This window comes from Gottschalkiaceae bacterium SANA, from assembly GCA_036323355.1.
Taxonomy (GTDB): Bacteria; Bacillota; Clostridia; order Tissierellales; family GPF-1; genus GPF-1.
In genome coordinates this window covers 2591937-2610955 of the sequence record AP028876.1, presented here as the reverse complement: position 1 = coordinate 2610955, position 19019 = coordinate 2591937, and the positions used below count along the sequence as shown (strand labels likewise).

The 19019-nt window shown below is 42.6% G+C and carries 17 protein-coding genes; 13 read left to right on the top strand and 4 right to left on the bottom strand.

Annotated elements, in window-relative coordinates; genetic code table 11:
- Positions 1-105: 105 nt before the first annotated feature.
- The 13 genes from AC25CA_RS12705 (at position 106) to AC25CA_RS12645 (ending at position 13521) form a co-directional block, all read left to right on the top strand.
- A complete protein-coding gene (locus tag AC25CA_RS12705; protein WP_486814203.1) occupies positions 106-711 on the top strand; it encodes an NUDIX hydrolase in 606 nt (201 codons plus the stop codon).
- A gap of 58 nt (positions 712-769) precedes the next feature.
- The gene (locus AC25CA_RS12700; protein WP_486814202.1) at positions 770-1471 is read left to right on the top strand and encodes an NPCBM/NEW2 domain-containing protein; all 702 of its coding nucleotides are present in this window, start codon (positions 770-772) and stop codon (positions 1469-1471) included.
- A gap of 348 nt (positions 1472-1819) precedes the next feature.
- Positions 1820-2137: a GAF domain-containing protein gene (locus AC25CA_RS12695; protein WP_486814201.1), complete on the top strand. Its 318-nt coding sequence runs from the start codon at positions 1820-1822 to the stop codon at positions 2135-2137.
- A gap of 36 nt (positions 2138-2173) precedes the next feature.
- On the top strand, positions 2174-2317 hold the full coding sequence (locus tag AC25CA_RS12690; protein ID WP_486814200.1) for a hypothetical protein: 144 nt from the start codon (positions 2174-2176) through the stop codon (positions 2315-2317).
- 152 nt (positions 2318-2469) lie between these two features.
- Positions 2470-3780 (top strand): hypothetical protein, encoded by a 1311-nt coding sequence (locus tag AC25CA_RS12685; protein WP_486814199.1) that lies wholly within the window; start codon positions 2470-2472, stop codon positions 3778-3780.
- 247 nt (positions 3781-4027) lie between these two features.
- A complete protein-coding gene (locus AC25CA_RS12680) occupies positions 4028-5338 on the top strand; it encodes an ABC transporter substrate-binding protein (RefSeq protein WP_486814198.1) in 1311 nt (436 codons plus the stop codon).
- Between the two features lie 59 nt (positions 5339-5397).
- Entirely contained in the window at positions 5398-6309 is a 912-nt protein-coding gene (locus AC25CA_RS12675) for a carbohydrate ABC transporter permease (protein WP_486814197.1), read from the top strand.
- Complete coding sequence (locus tag AC25CA_RS12670) at positions 6306-7358, top strand: carbohydrate ABC transporter permease (RefSeq protein ID WP_486814196.1); 1053 nt, start codon at positions 6306-6308, stop codon at positions 7356-7358. The genes AC25CA_RS12675 and AC25CA_RS12670 overlap by 4 nt, the downstream gene beginning before the upstream one ends.
- Positions 7359-7375: 17 nt before the next feature.
- On the top strand, positions 7376-8455 hold the full coding sequence (locus tag AC25CA_RS12665) for an ABC transporter ATP-binding protein (protein ID WP_486814195.1): 1080 nt from the start codon (positions 7376-7378) through the stop codon (positions 8453-8455).
- Positions 8456-8464: 9 nt separating this feature from the next.
- Positions 8465-9814 (top strand): glycosyltransferase family 4 protein, encoded by a 1350-nt coding sequence (locus tag AC25CA_RS12660; RefSeq protein ID WP_486814194.1) that lies wholly within the window; start codon positions 8465-8467, stop codon positions 9812-9814.
- 13 nt (positions 9815-9827) lie between these two features.
- Positions 9828-10865, top strand: coding sequence for a LacI family DNA-binding transcriptional regulator (locus AC25CA_RS12655; RefSeq protein WP_486814193.1), 1038 nt, complete (start codon positions 9828-9830; stop codon positions 10863-10865).
- Positions 10844-12484, top strand: coding sequence for an alpha-amylase family glycosyl hydrolase (locus AC25CA_RS12650; RefSeq protein ID WP_486814192.1), 1641 nt, complete (start codon positions 10844-10846; stop codon positions 12482-12484). The genes AC25CA_RS12655 and AC25CA_RS12650 overlap by 22 nt, the downstream gene beginning before the upstream one ends.
- Positions 12481-13521, top strand: a complete 1041-nt coding sequence (locus AC25CA_RS12645; protein WP_486814191.1) for a glycoside hydrolase family 130 protein — start codon at positions 12481-12483, stop codon at positions 13519-13521. The genes AC25CA_RS12650 and AC25CA_RS12645 overlap by 4 nt, the downstream gene beginning before the upstream one ends.
- Before the next feature lie 35 nt (positions 13522-13556).
- On the opposite strand, the gene AC25CA_RS12640 is transcribed toward AC25CA_RS12645, so the two are convergent.
- The 4 genes from AC25CA_RS12640 to AC25CA_RS12625 all read right to left on the bottom strand — a co-directional run bounded on the left by AC25CA_RS12640 (position 13557) and on the right by AC25CA_RS12625 (position 18890).
- Positions 13557-14465 carry a homoserine O-succinyltransferase gene (locus AC25CA_RS12640; protein ID WP_486814190.1) on the bottom strand — a complete coding sequence of 303 codons (909 nt, stop codon included), beginning with the start codon at positions 14463-14465 and terminating at the stop codon, positions 13557-13559.
- 1 nt (position 14466) lies between these two features.
- Positions 14467-15735, bottom strand: coding sequence for an O-acetylhomoserine aminocarboxypropyltransferase/cysteine synthase family protein (locus AC25CA_RS12635; RefSeq protein WP_486814189.1), 1269 nt, complete (start codon positions 15733-15735; stop codon positions 14467-14469).
- Between the two features lie 164 nt (positions 15736-15899).
- Complete coding sequence (tyrS, locus tag AC25CA_RS12630) at positions 15900-17126, bottom strand: tyrosine--tRNA ligase (RefSeq protein WP_486814188.1); 1227 nt, start codon at positions 17124-17126, stop codon at positions 15900-15902.
- 597 nt (positions 17127-17723) lie between these two features.
- Positions 17724-18890 (bottom strand): IS110 family RNA-guided transposase, encoded by a 1167-nt coding sequence (locus tag AC25CA_RS12625; protein WP_486814187.1) that lies wholly within the window; start codon positions 18888-18890, stop codon positions 17724-17726.
- Positions 18891-19019: the final 129 nt, after the last annotated feature.

The following is a 19019-nucleotide window of genomic DNA, read 5'->3' as shown; positions in this document are numbered from 1 at the left end:
TTCGTTAATCGGTCATGATATTACTACCCAAGTATTGGGAATTTTTCCAATAATCTTGGGATTTTTTTGATTTTGGGGTAAACTATAATCTAGGAGGAGATTGAATTGAAATCAATTCAGGAAGCGTTATCAGAATATGAACCAAAACCGATGGATGTAACGCGTGAATATGCCGTCTTGGTTCCCCTGTGGAAGGGGAAGACTGAGTGGAAGATTTTGTATGAAACAAGATCTGATTTGATCTCGCAACCAGGAGAAATATCCTTTCCAGGAGGGCGTGTTGAACCCGGTGAAACACCACAGGAAGCTGCGGTGCGGGAAACCTGTGAAGAATTGGGTATTGAGCAAAATAATATTACGATTCTAGGCTCCATTGACTATCTAGTTACCCATGGATTTGTTCTCTATCCCTTTGTCGCCATTATAGAAACAAATGCTGTCTTCCGTCCAAATTCGGATGAAGTGGCAGAGCTTTTTGGCGTCTCCATTCGTTCGTTAAAGGTACAAGAACCAGAAGTGTACTGGATTGAAGAGGAACGAAGTTTGCCACAAGATTTTCCTCATCACTATATCCCTGGAGGTGAAGCCTACCCTTGGAGAAAGGGAAAAGGCAAGATTCTTTTTTATCCAAGGGAAGAAGGTATGATCTGGGGGATGACGGCACAAATCACGCATCATTTTCTTGAGAATTTCTGTAAAGAATACGAATGAATTGTAAAGAATCAAAATATTGGATATAATAAGTACAAGTATATGTGGGAGGGTGAAAATGAAGAATTTTTTGAAAGGCATGATAAGCGGTATCTTGATTATTGTTTTGATTATGGGCATGGTTCCAGCCTTTGCGACAACAATGACACGAACAATTCAAGCGGTTTTCAATGATTATCAAGTATACATAAATGGTGCAAAGATCAGTACCTCTTCAGAAGCATTTATGGTAGATGGCGTTGCTTATATTTCCGCGAATGATGCTGCAAAGATGATGGGAAAATCCTTGTATGTTTCAGGAAGTCAGATTATGATTGGTGAAGCAGCGGGGATGTCTACGCGAGAATTTTTAACACAGTCGTATGAGAAGGTCGGGAATATTTATGCGGGAATTACCTGGGTGACAGGTGATGTTGAGATTGCCGGTAGGCTTTATCCATCAACTTCAACCATTTTGAGCTTCACATCCGGAACACAAAAGGTAAATCGTGTGAAGTACTTGACCAAAGGTGGATATGATACATTCTCAGCTGTTTTGGGCATGGATGATCGTTCCGGTTCAATCTTGGAAGATGCGCGTAACTATGCCACCGTTTATTTCTACGTAGATGGGAGCTTGGAAAAGAAAGAAGAGATTTATCGAGGACAGGACCCAATGAATATTTCTTTGAATCTTAAGGGAGCAAGTTCTTTCAGAATCGAAGTAGAACATAATACAAGCGACACGTATGTGGACTTAACTAATATTGAAATGCAGTAAGAATATATAAATCCGTAAGCCTGAGCATACAAGGTTTGCGGATTTTTTTATTGGAAAATTGCAGATTGGAAATAAAGAAAAAGTAGACCAGATTATGACTAGCTGTTTCTTTGCTGTGTAAATAGAACACCCTAAATAAAGTATATAGAAGCACATATATTATGTTCCTTGTATTTGTAAATTTAAAGGGGATATTGCAAACCGTATATCGCTGTTGCGGATCGTGATTTTATAGGGCTAGTTGGTGTAGAAAACGAAAAAAATCCAAGCTGTTTCATTAATTCTAGTTGAATGGGATCATTGAATGCAGTAGAATAGAAACAAAAATAAAGTGTAATAGGAGGCAATATGGTATTAGAGACGAACTTGACAAGTTCTCGTCCCTATCCTGAAATGGAGCGAGAGATTCAAGCATTGTTGGAAAAAGAATCGGATTGCATCGCGAATTTGTCGAATATTGCGGCTGTACTTTATTGGGGACTAACCGATGTAAATTGGTTGGGATTCTACTTGTGGAATGGTGACGAAATGGTTTTGGGTCCCTTCCATGGGAAAAGTGCAACCACCAGAATTCGTTCCGGAAACGGCGTATGTGGTGTAGCCTTTGCCGAACGCAAGGTGCAATTGGTGGAGGATGTTCTGAATTTTCCAGGACATATTCCTTGAGACTTTTCCAGTCAATCGGAGATTGTCATACCCTTAATGAAAGATGGAAAATATTACGGTGTTTTAGATGTGGACAGTCCGATTTTGGCACGGTTTTCCTTGGAAGACCAGGCTGGATTGGAACGAATTGTAAGAGAGATCATGGGTCATGCCATGTGGAAAGAGAGAATCGCTGATTAGCGATTCTCTTTTTTTATGTACGAACTGTAAATAAGTTTATCATATATACATTTACTGTTTATTTATTTGAAAAAGAGGAATAATACGAGTATGATTAATGTGGAAAATATTTGAAATCCAAAGTGGTGGAAGATGAAAATAAGGGGGTAAAAATGCTTAAGAAGAAAAATTGGGTCCTTTTATTGATGATGTTTTCTTTGATTACTGTTTTTTCATCTGGGTGTGAGCAATCACCAAAAGGAGCTGAAATAACTATCGATCCCGATATGACAGGCTTTGATGATTTTATGATGAGCGCTTATGAAGGCGATCAATATCTGATTGTCTATGGCAGCCAGGGTAGTGAGACTGATACGACCCGGTTGAAGAATTATGCGGAGTATTTGGATTCGATCTTGAATTTTCAAGAAGAGGGGCAACTGATAATTGAATCGGATGTGAATGTAACAGAAGCCGATCTTGAGGACAAGCATATCATCTTGTTGGGTAATCCAGAAACCAACAGTTTATTTGCACAGATCAATGACAAACTGCCCATTCAGGTAATTGACAACAAAGTGGAAATTCCTGATGCTGGATGGACAATCGGAGAGGAAACGACAACTTTTACGTATTTGATTCCGAATCCTTTGAATCAAAGCAAATACTTATGGGTGATTGGTGCAAGTAAATCCGATTATTTTTCCCATCTTCGTTTTATGACCATGAACCTGAAAATAGACGACTACTTAATCAAGGCGGATGAACGAACGAGATATAGCGGTAGGTTTTCAAAAGCCTCAAGCGGGTGGACGATTTTACAATTGGAGGCAAGGGAGACGATTGGAGAATTCGAATCTGCCGACAGTAAACATTTTGTTATTCGCTATAGTCCTGTAGATCAGCAAACAAAAGAAAACATAAGAGATATTCTTCAAGAGCGAGAGATAATTTATGAAAAAATTGCAGATCAACTTGGTTTTGAACCGGATCATCGAATTGATATCGACATTTATATGACAGAAGAGGTTATGGAGCATTATGTTGGACGTGATGATGATTTTTTATCTGGTCTGAGTTACGAGGTTCATAAGCAGGGGCAAGAGGATTTAAAGTATAAAGAAAAGATTGCTAAGATCTTTTTGGGAGAATTGGGCATCTCATTGGATCAGATGACGCGTGATGGATTGAGTTTTGCATTGGTTGCAGAAAAAGAGGAGAGTGAGGTTTTTATCGATAGGGAGAATTATTTGCCTTTGACTGATCTGACGGGACCGTTGATCAACAGGTCATTCGATTCTGAAATGGTAAGAAGAGAGCTTCGGTCCTTTTTTCAATATTTGATTGAACATGATGGAATGGACAAGGCTATTGATTTGTATCAAATAAATGGAACCATGGGACTAAAAGAAGCCTTGCAACAAGTCTATGGGAAGGACCTTCTCACCTTGGAGGGTGAGTGGATCAATGAAATTGACAAATAGTAGGGCTAAAAAGGAATCACAAAAGAGTGATTCCTTTTTAATTTGGAAAGAAAATCAATAAATTTAAAAAAACGTTTGCATATCTTGAAAAAAGGGGGTAATATATAAATGTCAACGTTGACAATTCTGAAAATTCAATAAAATTTTAATGATTGTCAATGAAAATAGGAAGTTCAAAAAGGAATTCTGGAAGGAATTTTTCTTTTTGAGAGAAATTGCCATCGATGGCATAAAAAGGAGGTTAATTGTGAAAAGGAAAAGAATTGCACTGTTTTTGGTCTTAATGCTAACGAGTATTGCCTTGTTGGCGGGGTGTACACCGGCAGAGCCTGCAGCAGAAGAACCAGCTGTGGAACCAGAGGTGATCATTGAGGAGAAGATTGTTGAAGTGCCAGTAAATAATACCTTGGTGTTGTCTTCACGATTATGGAGTGTACCGACAGAACAGGAATTTGTCATTAATGAGATTTTGAAACCATTCGAAGAAGAGCATGGTGTAAAAATCAACTTTCAGGTCATGGACGATACGACCATGTTGCAGCGTGCACAAGTACAACAAGAAACTGATCATGTAACTACGGACGTAATTATTGCCTATGTTGCTAACATGCCGGACTGGATCAACAACGGTTATGTAACCGACATGACAAGCTTGATTGGTACTTGGGATGATCGTCACTTTGCAAAAACATTTGAAGCCAACACCAACATGAATGGGATGCAATACTTTATCCCTGTTGGCGCAGACGTTTATTTGACATTGGCAAATAAAAAAGCACTTCCTTACTTACCAGAAGGTGCGAACATTGATAGTTTGACTTGGGAACAGTATGCGGATTGGGCAGTTAATATTGCAGAAGGCGAAGGGGAAGGAAAAACTGTTGTAACCGGTGTTCCAATGAAATCCTTTGTCTATCAGTTTGGTGCGACAGCACTTTCTTACGGAGCGGGATTCCCAGAAATCAATACGCCAGAAGCGGTTGAAGCATGGAAAATTCTTGCAAAAATCGGCGCAGCAGATGGATATATTCCAACTGTTTTGAATATTGACAATTGCATTGACCCAATGAAAAGGGAAGAAGCATGGTTGACTGTATTCCATAATGCCCGAGCGGGTGAAGTGTATAGCTCCAATGAAACAAAATATGTTTTGGCACCAGCACCAGCAGGACCAGCAGGTATTGGTTCGATTGCCGGAACATCAGGCTTTGCAATTATGAAAGGTGCGCCAAACCCTGAATTGGCAGAAACCTTCCTAGAGTACATCACACGACCGGATATTCAGTTGAAACTTTCTAAGGGTACCGGTGGATTTATTCCACCTGTTGAAGAAGCACTTGAGTTTTTGGGGAATGAACCAACTGACGAAGTTATTTCAAAAGCATTGTTGGTATTGGAAAATGGTATTGTGTCTGGCGTGCCAGGCGGCGATTTCCAAGACTGGGGTGCTGTAAAACAAGTATTTGACAATCTGTTTGAAGATATGGTTTTAAAAGGCAATGTGGATCAAGCAATGCTTGATGCTGCTAGCGCAGAAATGGATGCATTGAGGAAATAAGAAGATGGGGCCACCAGGGTGATCCTGGTGGCTTTGCTTTGTCGAGGGAGTGAGAGATCATGTCAAAGGAACAGACTAGTAAACGTCGAAATTGGAATCAAGTCGGTCCCTATCTACTTGTTGCGCCAGCATTAATTTATTACGTATTATTTTGGATCCGACCGGTATTTCGGACCTTTTTGTTTAGTATCACCGATGCGACCGGGCGACTTAGTTTAGAAAATTTTCGGCTGGTATTAGAGGACCCAACCTTTATTCCAGCTGCTCAGAATACAGCCATTATCGTTATTTTTTCTGTTACCCTAGAATTTGTTGCCGCCATGGCTTTAGCCCTGTTGATTAATCGCAAATTTAAGGGGTCGGGTATTCTTTTGTTTATCGCCATGATTCCCATGGCTTTAGCGCCGGTGGCGCTGGGTGCTATGTGGAAGACTGGATTTACCACCCACGGATGGGTGAACAGCTTTTTGACTTATATTGGTTTTTTGGATATTGGAGAAAAAATTATTTTTCTATCGGGGGAGAGTCGGTTCAAGAATTTGCTTTTAATTATTTTGATCGATGCGTGGCAGGTGATTCCATCCATGATGATTATTCTATTGGCAGGGCTTCAGGGCTTGCCAAAGGAAATGATGGAAGCCTCTTATGTATTCGGAGCAAACCGATGGAAAACACTGAGGCGGATTACTATGCCCATGCTGAGACCAACCATTCAAACCGCTGTGATTTTACGATTAATCTCTGCTCTTCAGATCTGGTTGACCATTGTTATGCTCTTTGGTTTTGGCAGGGTGCCTGTGCTTTTGTCACGGGTTATCTACTACAGCGAAGAGGTACCAAATTTAACCAACAGTTTTCGAATGTCATCAACTTATTCCGTTGTCATAGCCGTGATTATTACCATTGTTGCGGTCATGTATCTGAAGGTGTCGGGTGCTTTTGGCAGGAAGAACGGGGGTGAAAGATCATGAATCTAAAATCAATGAAAAAAAAGGCCAATCTTGCAACGATATATATTATCAGTGTTGCAATCATCTTTACGATTTTGGTTCCTGTATACTTCATCTTTTCGATATCTTTTTTGTCAACAAGGGAAGCTTACCAATATCCCTTGCCTCTTTTTCCTGAATTGCGATCAGAGATTAAATTGGAAAGTGGAGACCGGGGCGTCTTGCTAAGTATCTACGACAAGCGGAATCATGATTATGAAACCTTACTGGATACAAGTGATTTTAAGAAGATGTCGACTTATATGCGAACCAATTTAAGCCTGAATTTTACACCGGAAGAATTGGAAGAAAAGTCGAGTCTTTTGCTGACCCAAAGTCAGGTGGTTTTTAAAGCGAGAAAGGACGTTTTACATAACTATAAAACCTTCTTTCAGGTGACTCGGGATGCAATTCCAGCCTTGATTCGAAGTATTCAGATTGCCTTTATTACCATCCTGATTTCATTGAGTATCGGAGGCACAGCGGGATATACACTGGCGCGATACCGATTTAAGGGAAAGCATACATTGAAGTTCAGTATTCTTTTTGTCCGTATGTTTCCCGGCGTTGCTATTGCCATGCCGATGGTGATTATTCTTGCCAATATGGGTTTATATGATCAACCCCTTGGCTTATCTCTGGTTTATGCCATTGGATCGATTGCCTTGACAACCTGGATTACAACCTCTATTTTTTTAGGGATTCCAGTAGAATTAGAGGAGGCAGCTCAGGTATTTGGCGCTTCGAAGTTGCGTACCTTTGTCAATATTACCCTGCCTTTGGCCTTGCCAGGGCTTGCAGCAAGTTCGATGTATGCCTTTTTGGGCGCATGGAACGAAACTATTTCAGCACTCATCTTGACACAATTCAAGCCAACCTTTGCGGTTGTTGTCTATCAAGCCTTGTATGGCTCGACGGGTCAAGTTAATCTAACGGCTGCAGGCGGTATTGCCATGGCGATTCCGACCCTGATCTTTACCTTTATCATAAGAAAATATATCAATCAAATGTGGGGAGATGTCAGCGTTTAGGCTGAGAGGAGGATGAAATGGCTACTGTAGAATTAAAACGATTAAAGAAAGTATATAACCGTAAAGTTGAAGCGGTAAAAGGCATTGATTTAACGGTGCATGACGGAGAGTTTCTCGTCTTATTAGGTCCTTCGGGTTGCGGGAAAACCACAACCATGAGAATGATTGCAGGCCTAGAAGAAATCACCGAAGGTCAAGTCTTGATCAATGGGCAAAGCGTGGGTGACTTGCCGCCAAGAAAACGAAATGTCAGCATGATTTTTCAGAATTATGCCGTCTGGCCGCATATGACAGTATTTGAAAATATCGCCTATGCCTTGAAGATAAAGAAAATGGATAAAAAGGAAATGAATGAGCGCGTAAAAGAGGTGGCAGAACTTTCTGGGATTGAGAGTCTTCTTGATCGCTATCCAGATCAACTGTCAGGAGGTCAGCAGCAACGTGTCGCTGTGGCGAGAGCTATCGCCGTTCGTCCCCAGGTATTCTTAATGGATGAGCCCCTAAGCAATCTCGATGCCAAGCTTCGGGTGCAGATGCGGACGGATTTAAAAGAAATCCATCGCAGAACTGGAGCAACAACCGTATTTGTCACCCACGATCAGTCAGAGGCAATGAGTCTGGCCGATCGGATTGTGATTATGAAGGATGGCGCCATTATTCAAATTGGTACACCCGACGAGGTGTATCACAATAGCGCTAATCGTTTTGTGGCTGATTTTATCGGGACGCCACCGACCAATTTCTTGAGTGTAACGGTAGGAGCCAAGGAAGAAGACGGATATCGGTTGAAGGGCGATCATTTGGATTTTACAGCCAATCATCCAAGTCTGGCGGGGTTTGAAGGGAAAACCGTTTTATTGGGTGTTCGACCAGAGAATATTGATGTGATGGAGGAGGCGCCTATAGAGGCAATCTGTCGCTTGATTGAGCCGCAGGGATCTCATAATATTATTCTGGCTCAGATTGGGGAACAACGGATGAAGTTGTCTGTGAGCCCCGATATTGGTCTGAAGATTGATCAACCATTTCGATTGCGGTTAAAATCTGGTCATTACCATTTCTTTGATTCTGAAACTGGAGAGCGTTTGGACAGATAGGAGGTCGCCATGAGAATTGCATTATGTCATTATCGAATTGGAGAGACCGACGGAGTTTCTTTGGAAATGGATAAGTGGAAAGAAATTCTTGAAGAGATGGGGCACGAGGTATTTATGATTGCGGGAAGTTCGGGAACCACGGAAGGCTATGTGATTCCAGAACTCGGATATCGATACGAAGAAGATTTGCGCATCGAACGAAATGCCTATGTGGCTTTCAATGAATATAAGAATGAAATAGAATTGATGGCGGCAATAGAAAAAGCCGCCGATAGGCTTGAAAATCGATTCACGCGTATTTTTCAATCACTTGGAATTGAAATGGTCATCCCCAATAATATCTTTTCCATTGGAAGGAGTTTGCCCACAGCCCTCGCTTTAAAACGGGTAATTGAAAAGTTAAAGCTAGCTGTCATTTGCCATCATCATGATTTTTTTTGGGAGCGAGCCAACTTTTCAAAACCAACCTGCAAAGGCGTTGCGGACCTGCTCGAAGAGCTATATCCCCCTGCAGACCAAGGTTACCGTCATGTGGTGATCAATCATATTGCTCAAGAATCCTTGAGAAAGCGGAAGGGGTACGACTCAACAGTGGTGCCGAATGTATTCGATTTTGAAGGGGAGGCGTGGTGTGTTGATGCCTATAATCAAGATTTTAAGGAAAAACTAGGACTTCGTCCCCAAGATGTAATTTTCTTGCAAGCGACGCGGGTCACCAATCGCAAGGCGATTGAATTGGCAATTGATCAGATTGCAGTTTTAAATCAAGAAAGATTTAGAAAAGACTGGGTGGGGAAAGCCCTTTATGATGGACGGATTTTTCAAGCAGATTCAAAAATTGTCCTTGTGTTGCCAGGTATGATTGAGTCTGATGATGGATATGAGAAGCGTTTAGTGGCGCGAGCCAAAGACAAGGGAGTCGCTCTTCGTTGGATAGGAGAGTGGGTCGACCATTCCCGTACCCATACAGAAGCGCACAAGGTGTATTCTCTGTGGGATGCTTATGTATTTGCTGATTTCATCACCTATCCCAGTATTTGGGAAGGGTGGGGCAATCAATTCTTGGAAGGGGTATTTGCAAAGAAACCGATTTTGATTTTTGAATACGCAGTTTATAAATCAGATATTGAAGCAGCCGGATTTGAGACGATATCCCTTGGAGATGAGTATCAAATAGACGAGGCTGGCATGGCTTGGGTAGAACCGCTAAGGCATGAAATGGTGGCAAAAGAGATTCTTGAATGCTTAACAAATCAAAAAAAATATCGTGAGATGTGTGATCGAAATTTCGCAATTGGAAGCCGAACGTTTTCTCATACCAATTTAAGGAAAATATTGATACAATTGATGCAAGAATGAAAGGGGTGACGGGATGGCGCCAATTACAATTAAAGATGTCGCAAAAATAGCCGGGGTGTCTGCCCGAACGGTTTCACGAGTCATCAATCAAGATGAAAATGTAAGCGATCGAACGCGCAAGCGCGTATTAGAAGTCGTTGAAGAAACAGGGTTTCGCGTCAATCTTTTGGCACAATCCTTGCGAAACAAAAAAACAGGAATTCTTTTTGCTTTTGTTAGCGAAAAGGACAATGCTTTTTTGGGAGAATTTCATAATGTAACCATTCAATACCTCAATGAAGAAGCAAGAAAATTGGGATATAAGATGATTGTTTCCCAGTCTAATGCAGATCGGATCAAGGAAGATCAGCATGATGGTTTTTATTTGTTGACCAATGGTTATGCAGACGGAGCTGTGATATTCGATACCAAAGATGTAGATGAACGCTTGACCTACTTAATTGAGAAACAAATACCATTTGTTGTTGTCGGAAAAGACAAGCATAATTCGGAGTCGTCTTATGTGAATTTAGACAACTACCGTGCTGGATATATGGGAGCGGAACATTTGATTCAACAAGGATACAAGAAGATTCGATTCTTTTTGGGGTCGAAGAATTATACGGTTAATGAGGATCGAAGCAAAGGTTATTTGGATGCACTTAAAGCGAAAAAGATGAAAGTGATTCCGATTGATTATGGAATTATCAATCCGGAAACCGCTTATGACAAGATGAAGGAAATTCTATCGACAGATCAGTGGCCAGATGCAGTGTTTGTATCTGGAGATATGCGGGCGATGGGGGTTTATCATGCTATCTATGAAAAGGGTTTAAAAATTCCGCAGGATATTGCTGTGCTGGGGATTGATGATATTCCCATGGCGCAATTTTCTCACCCCCCTCTCAGTTCGATTAATCAATTTCCTGAAAAAATGGCGGTGGAAGCCATTCGTCTGTTGAATGAACAAATTGAGAACGGGGAGGTAGGTCGAGGTGAGCATGTAATCTTTGATCCAGAATTGAAGGTTCGCCAATCGACGACACGAGCATGGATAGACAAGAACTTTTAAGGAATATCTTAAATGAATTATATGGGAGCGATGGGGCGGAAACCATTCTTGCTCGCCTATCCTTTGAACCGATAGAAAAAGCCTTGCCTTCTGTTTTATGGGATGAATCAAGCATGGCGCTGATTACTTACGGTGATAGTATTGGTTCTTCGGGGCTATTGCCCCTTGCAAGTTTAACATCCTTTTTACAAAGGGAATTGGAGGGAACCCTTTCTTGGGTTCACCTCCTCCCTTTCTTCCCATTCACTTCGGATGATGGTTTTTCTGTCTCCGATTACCGCCAGGTAAGATCGGATTTGGGGAGCTGGAGCGAAATTGAATCCATGAAAGATTCTTTTTCGCTTTTTTTTGATGCAGTTATTAATCATACATCGGTCTCCCATCCATGGTTTATTGGATGGAAGAGGGGGGATCCCGCCTATGCTTCCTTTTATCTAGACCTTCCCAAAGAGACTGATGTTTCATCTGTTACTCGTCCTCGCACCCATCCTTTGCTGACTCCCTTTGAAACGTCAGAGGGAGAGAAGTGGGTGTGGACAACCTTTAGCGAGGATCAGGCGGATTTAGATTTTTCTTCTCCAGAGGTTTTTGTCGCCCTAGCTCAACTCTTGCGGTTTTACGCCGAGAAGGGCGCAAGGGGGATTCGACTTGATGCGATTGGGCACGGGTGGAAAGATCCCAAGCGAAGTTCGTTGAATTTACCAGAGGCGCATCGGTGGATTTGCGCCATGCGAAGCTATTTGGACTTGCTTGGGGCCGATGTGATTCTATTGTCGGAGACCAATGTGCCACAATCGGAGAATTTGCTATACTTTGGTGATTCAGAACCGGAAGCACACTTGATTTATAATTTTGCCCTTTCTGGACTGGTGGCCCATGGCTTTTTAACAGAATCGGCGAAAGCTCTTGGCAGTTATCTGAAGACGCTGAGTGTGCCTCGGGAAGACACGGGATATTTTCATGTATTGGCAACCCATGACGGCATTGGCATGCGTCCATTGATTGGAATATTGTCTGTCAGCGAGATTGAAGCCTTGGCCAAGTCTGCCCTTGAAAGGGGAGGGGCGGTTAATGAGAAGATCAATGCTGATGGCAGCCGCTCGCCTTATGAGTTGAATATCACCTATTACAGCATGCTGAAGGCGCCAGAAGAGCCTGAGCTATGGACTATAAACAAATTTAAATCGGCCCATATGATTCTATTAAGTTTGGCTGGGATACCGGGCATCTACTATCACAGTTTATTTGCCAGCGAGAATCAATTGGATGAAAAGAAAAGAATAGGCATGAATCGTTCCATCAATCGCAAGGCAATTTCAATGCCATTAGATAATAGACAAAGGAATTGGTTGGATACGATGAAGAGATTATTTCAAGTGAGAGCGCAGCAGCTGGCCTTTCATCCCCAGGCGAAACAAGAAGTTTTTGTTTTGGATTCTCTGCTGAAAATCAAGCGTACTGCCTTGGATGGAAGCGGTAGCATCAGCTGTTTTGTCAATATGAGTCATTTGGCAATGAATCTATCGGAAGAAGATTCTGGAATTGACTTGATTGGGAATGAATATGTAGACCAATTACACCCTTTTGAGGGACGATGGATTGTAGGGAGGGAGAAATGATTCAGCCAAAACGTAGAGTCTTATTGATTACACCCAAAGATTTGAGTCCTTCTCAAGTTGACCTGCAGGTGGATTGTGTGTTTAATGCCGGTGTCTGTACACTTGGCGAGGAGATCATTCTTTTGCTTCGCGTTGCAGAAAGTCCCAAACAAGAAGCGGGCAAGCGTGGTGTTGTTGTGATGGAGGATGGAAAAGTCACCGTAAAATGGTTGGATCAATCCAATCCCCAATATGATCTATCGGATCCCCGTGGTGTCAAGGAAGCGGTTACCGGCAAAACCCTATATTTGACGAGTCTTTCCCATCTTCGAATTGCTCGAAGTGTTGATGGAATTCATTTTCAAATTGACACGCATCCCGACTTGTTTCCTAAAGGGGAAATGGAGAGTTGGGGGATCGAAGATCCTCGCATTGCAAGGGTGGATGATACCTATTGGATCACCTATACGTCGGTTTCACAGGCGGGACCAACGCCGGCTCTTATGACAACTAAAAATTTTCGTGACTTTAAGAGGCACGGCCTTATTCTTCCACCGGAGAACAAGGATGTTTGCTTGTTTCCAAAGAAGATCAATGATCAATATGTCTGTCTCCATCGCCCGGTGCCTAAGGGGATTGGAACACCAGATATCTGGTGTGCATTTTCGCCAGATGGGGTGCATTGGGGCCAGCACCATCATCTCTTTGGGGTGGGGGAAGGCTGGCAGAATATGAAACGATTTGGCGCGGGGGCGCCGCCCTTTGAAACCAAAGAGGGCTGGATCGAGGTTTTCCACGGTGCGGACGAATCCAATCGATATGTCTTAGGTATTGCCGTGCTAGATCGGGATGATCCCAGAAAGATCGTAAAAATTGTAGAAGAGCCGATATTAATACCTCAGGCGGAATTTGAGTTGAAAGGATTTTACGGCAATGTTGTTTTTACCTGTGGACTCGTGGAAAGAAAGGATGAAATCTGGATTTACTACGGCTGCGCGGATACCTCAACAGCCGTTGCAGTATTTGATCGCGAGGAACTGAGAAAAATGTGGATATAGAAAGAGCCTGATGTCAAAGACATCAAGCTCTTTTTTTATGGTGTTAAAACATATGGGGTCTTTTGGTAAACGAGATTCAGCCAATTGGCGTAGAATAGATGGGCTGTGCTTCGCCAATTAACGATTACCTCTTGAGAGGGATCATCGTTTACAAAATAGTGAGCAGGCACATCAATTTTCATGCCCTTGTCGATGTCGCGTTGATATTCGGAACGCAAGGTATCGGCGTCATATTCCATATGACCGAAGACATAAATCTGATTGAGATTCGTCGTGCTGACGATGTTGACACCCGCTTCATCGGAGACTGACAAGACCCGAAGGTGTTCGTTCGCTTGAATCGCTTCAAGGGGGACTTCTGTATGCCTGGAATGGGGACAGGCATAGCGGTCATCAAAGCCACGGAACAAAAGACAGGTTGGATCTGCAACACGGTGGCTGAATACACCAAACCGTTTTTTTGAAAGAGCCTGCTTATCGATTCCATGATGGTAGTACAAGCCTGCCTGGGCACCCCAGCAGATATGCAAGGTCGAGGTGACCTGTTCTTCTGCATATTGCATAATTTGCTCAAGTTCCTTCCAGTAAGCAACCTTTTCGAAGGGAAGGGTCTCTACCGGTGCACCTGTAATGATCATTCCGTCGAGTCCGATCTTCATGGCATCCGAAAAGGAGCAGTAGAAGTTCGACAGATGGGTGCCATCCGTATTCTTGGGCTGATAACTCTCCATTTGAATTAAAATCAATTCCACCTGCAGCGGCGTGTTGGATAAAATTCGTGCGATCTGCGTTTCGGTTGCAATTTTTGTCGGCATTAGATTTAAGAGTCCAATGCGAAGGGGTCGAATATCCTGCTTGATCGCTCGTGCTTCCCGCATAACAAAAACCTTCTCCCGTAGGAGGGTTTGATAGGCAGGCAAGTCGCGATGGACGATAATGGGCATTTTAGACCTCCTCTAGTGCTTGTGTCAGGTCTTCAATGATATCGTCAACATTCTCTAAGCCAACGCTTATCCGAACCATTTCAGGCTTGACGCCAGCGGATTCTAAGGCTTGAGCGGACATTTGTCGATGGGTCATGCTGGCTGGATGAAGGACGGAAGTCCGCAAATCTCCTACATGAACAACCAAAGAGCAAAGTTTCAGGTTGTCGATAAAGGCAGCTGCTGCATCACGGCCGCCCTTGACACCGAAGGTCATAACAGCACCGGCTTTAGGTATATATTTTTGTGCCAAGTCATAATCAGGGCTGGATATTAAACCGGGGTAGCGTACCCAGTCAACATTTGGATGCGCCTCTAAAAATGAAGCAATGGCCTGGCTGTTTTCGCAATGGCGATCCATGCGCACATGCAGGGTTTCAATGGAGTGATGGAGCCAATAGGCATTGAAAGCGCTCATAGTCATGCCCAGATCTCGCAGAAGATGGGTTCGTGCTTTGACAATATAGGCCGCTTCCTTGAATTGCTCTGTATAAGAAATACCATGGTAGCTCGGATCAGGATCCACTAAACTTGGATATTTTCCATTATCCCAGTTGAATGTTCCACCATCGATGATTACACCGCCAACGATGGCTGCGTGACCGTCTAGGAATTTGGTAGCCGAATGAATAACAATATCAGCACCATGGTCCAAGGGACGGCAAAGATAGGGGGTTGCCAGGGTGTTATCTACAAGCAATGGGACATTCAGTTCTTTGGCAATCGCCGAGAATTTTTCAAAATCCAACACGCTCGTTGATGGATTGCTCAGGCTTTCAGTGAAAATCGCCTTGGTGTTGGGTGTGGCTGCCGCCAAAATTGCCTCTTTCGAATCCGTAGGCTCGATAAAAGTCACATCGATATTAAACTTTTTAAAGGTAAATCCCAGCAGATTGTATGTGCCGCCATAGATGTTGCAGGCAGCGATCACATGGTCGCCGGATTCACAAATATTCAGAAGGGCTGTGGTTGTAGCTGCCTGTCCGCTGGAAACGCAAAGGGCGCCAACACCACCTTCTAATGTGTTGATCTTCTTTTCGGTTGCGGATACGGTCGGATTCGAAATTCTGGAGTACATATGCCCTTCGGCCTCCAAATCGAATAATTTGCCGACAAAGTCGCTGTCGTAGTAACGATAGGTGGTGCTTTGTGCGAGGGGCATGACTTGCGGTTCCCCTTCACTTGGTTGATAGCCGCCGTGGATACATTGTGTTTCTTTTTTGTACGCCATTGATTTCTCCTCCTTATCATATTTTTGGATATTAGTAGAAGTATATTACGGAAACGTAAAATGGTCAAGGACAATTAGGTGGTTACTTCATACAATCGTCCGTGAGCAGATGACATAAAGAAATAGGACACCGAATGATTTCGGTGTCCTATTTGATCATTATTCTATAGGGTGATGCGATGGAATTTCTTCTTCCCTTTTTTCAGGATCAATTCACCATCGACAAAGTCCGCTTGAACAACGGTGTGACGGAAGTCGGTCATCTTGACATCATTCATGGTAACACCGCCTTGCTGTACCAATCGTCGAGCTTCGCCATTGGATGCTGTTAAGCCGAGTTCAGTCAGCAAAGCCAAGAGGCCAATGCCTTCTTCAAATCGTGCCGCATCCATTTGTGTGGTTGGCATATCAGTTTTGTCGCTGCCACCGGCAAATAAAGCGCGGGCTGCTTCTCTTGCCTTAGTAGCCGCTTCTTCACCATGTACATTCTTGGTCACTTCAAAAGCCAAGATTTCTTTGGCTTCATTGATGGCGGAATCTTCAAGGGCACCTAGGCGTCTAACTTCATCCATAGGCAAGAATGTTAATAGCGCCAGGCAACGTTCTACATCGTTGTCGGCAACATTTCGCCAGTATTGGAAGAAGTCGTATGGAGAAGTTTTGTTGGCATCTAGCCAAACTGCTCCGCCTTCTGTTTTGCCCATTTTCTTGCCTTCCGAGTTGGTTAGCAAAGTGAATGTTAAGCCAAAGGCTGGTTTTTGTTCAGTCTTGCGGATTAGATTAACGCCGCCGATGATATTGGACCATTGATCGTTTCCACCTAATTGTAAGTTACAATTGTATCTGCGATTGAGTTCCAGGAAGTCGTAAGACTGCATAATCATGTAGTTGAACTCCAAGAAGGTCAAGCCTTTCTCCATACGCTGCTTGTAGCTTTCTGCGCTCAGCATGCGGTTTACAGAGAAATGTACGCCAATTTCGCGAAGGAATTCAATGTAATTGAGATGCAGCAGCCAGTCGGCATTGTTTGCCATAATCGCTTTTCCATCTTTAAAATCGATAAAGCGAGACAATTGCTTTTTGAAGCATTCTGCATTCTCTGCAATGGTCTCCTTAGTCATCATTTTTCGCATATCTGTTTTTCCTGTTGGGTCACCCACCATGGTGGTTCCTCCACCGATCAAAGCGATGGGGCGATGGCCGTATTGTTGCATATGCGCCATAGCCATAATGGTTAAAAAGTGTCCAACATGAAGGCTGTCAGCGGTAGCGTCAAAGCCAATATAAAAAGTGGAACTCTCCTTTTCAAGCATTTCGCGCACTTCTGTTTCATGAGTCACTTGCTCGATAAATCCGCGTTCCATCAATACGTCATAAACGTTTCGTTTCATGATTGTTCTCCTTTCGATTTTCTAAAATTTTGTATAAAAAAAGCTCGCATTCGTCAAAGGACGAATCGAACCGTGGTACCACCTTTATTTACAAACCGAAGTCTGCCTCAAACCCGTAACGAGGGAAACGTCTAAAAGAACCTCCAACCATGTACTTGGCTCACGCAGCTTGTATCGATTTTCACCACCCATCGACTCTCTATCAGCAATCTGCGTTGCTACTATTGGCTTTCACTGGCACTATGAATCTATCCACATCTTACTGAAAGGGAGAACAATTGTCAAGGATGGATTAGATTCAAACAAAAGAGAGGACACTAGAATCTATACAAACGATTAGAGAAACCACCTAGCTAGTAAACAATAATTAAGCTAGTTGAGATATATGTAAATGAAAATTGAATTAATAGGGTCATTAAAATGAATAACGTTGAAATGATTGTAAAAATGATATACTTGAAATAGATGGAAATCAAGACTAACTATATGAAGTCAAGTAGAATTCGAGTAATTTATCATAAGAATTGAAACAAGAAAATTTGCACACCAAATTAGAAGTAGCAAACTACTCCTGGATGAGATTGACGATGGGTATAACTAAATTTGAGGTTGAAAAGTTAGATTATTGACTAAAATGTGGTAAAGAACACGGACAAGTTTTTTTGCGACATGAGACAGAGCAACATAATGATGCTTACCTTCAGCTTTCTTTTTCTGATAATAGTCTTTAAAAGTTTGGTCTCTCATAGCAACGAGTCTAGCAGCTTCAAGAAGTGCCCATCGCAAATATGGTGACCCGCGTTTTACCATTCTCATGTTCGATCCCACAAATTTTCCTGATTCATGAGTGGAGGGCTCCAGACCAGCAAAGGCTAGCAGCTTAGCTGGAGAAGAGAATCTTCGAATATCGCCAACCTCAGCTAGGATGACAGATCCCAATCCATAAGAGATACCTGGGAAGCTCAGGATCGGGCTTTCCAATTCATCCATGATAGATTTGATCTCTTTATCAATCTGAGCAATTTCTTGCTTGTAGTATTCGATAAAGTGCACGATCTGGATGAGTTCAAAGCTGAGTGCACGGCTCTCAGAGCCAATGGATATTCTCGCAGCTTGTCGGATTTCAAGTGCCTTAATTTTGCCATATTTGCCATGAGACGCATGATGCAGTAGGGTTGTGAGTTTGGTAAGGTGAGCAGAAGCAATCGCTTGTGTAGACGGGAAAGCTCTTAGAATCGCATAGGTCGACGTTTGATTGATCGAATAAACAACCGAAGCAAGTTCTGGAAACATAATATCTGTCATTCGTACCAGTGAAATTTTATACTTGGAGAGATTTTCTTTAATTCTAGATTTATGTCGAGTGAGTGACTTTAATTCTGCCAGATGATATGATAAATTTGTGTGGGATTCGAAGTTACCCGTTTGCAACATTAAAGCGATAAGTTTAGCATCGATCTTGTCCGTTTTGCTTTTTCTAAGCGTTTGAGCTTTTCTGAAAAGGTTGGTTTGAAGCGGATTGAGAATTACTAGTGGTAGGTGATGATTGCTAATGAAATTCGTGAGATTAATGCTGTAATGACCAGTAGCTTCTAGTCCCACCTTTATTTTGTCCAAAGGAACATCGGGGATCGCAGAGAAAAACTGCGTGAAACCTTCCAAATTGTTCTTGAAAGTAAAAACATCTTTGATAACTTCACCATCCGAGTTTACGATAAAGCAATCGTGCTTGTCTTTGGCAACATCGATGCCAACATAAATCATAAAAACACATCCTTTCATTATTTGAGTTGTGGTTCCACATGATTCTATGTTATGTATCCTTGCCCGAGATAAAACGTCTAGCGTTATCTAACTCATAAACAAAAGAACATAGATATGTGGTTGGAGCCT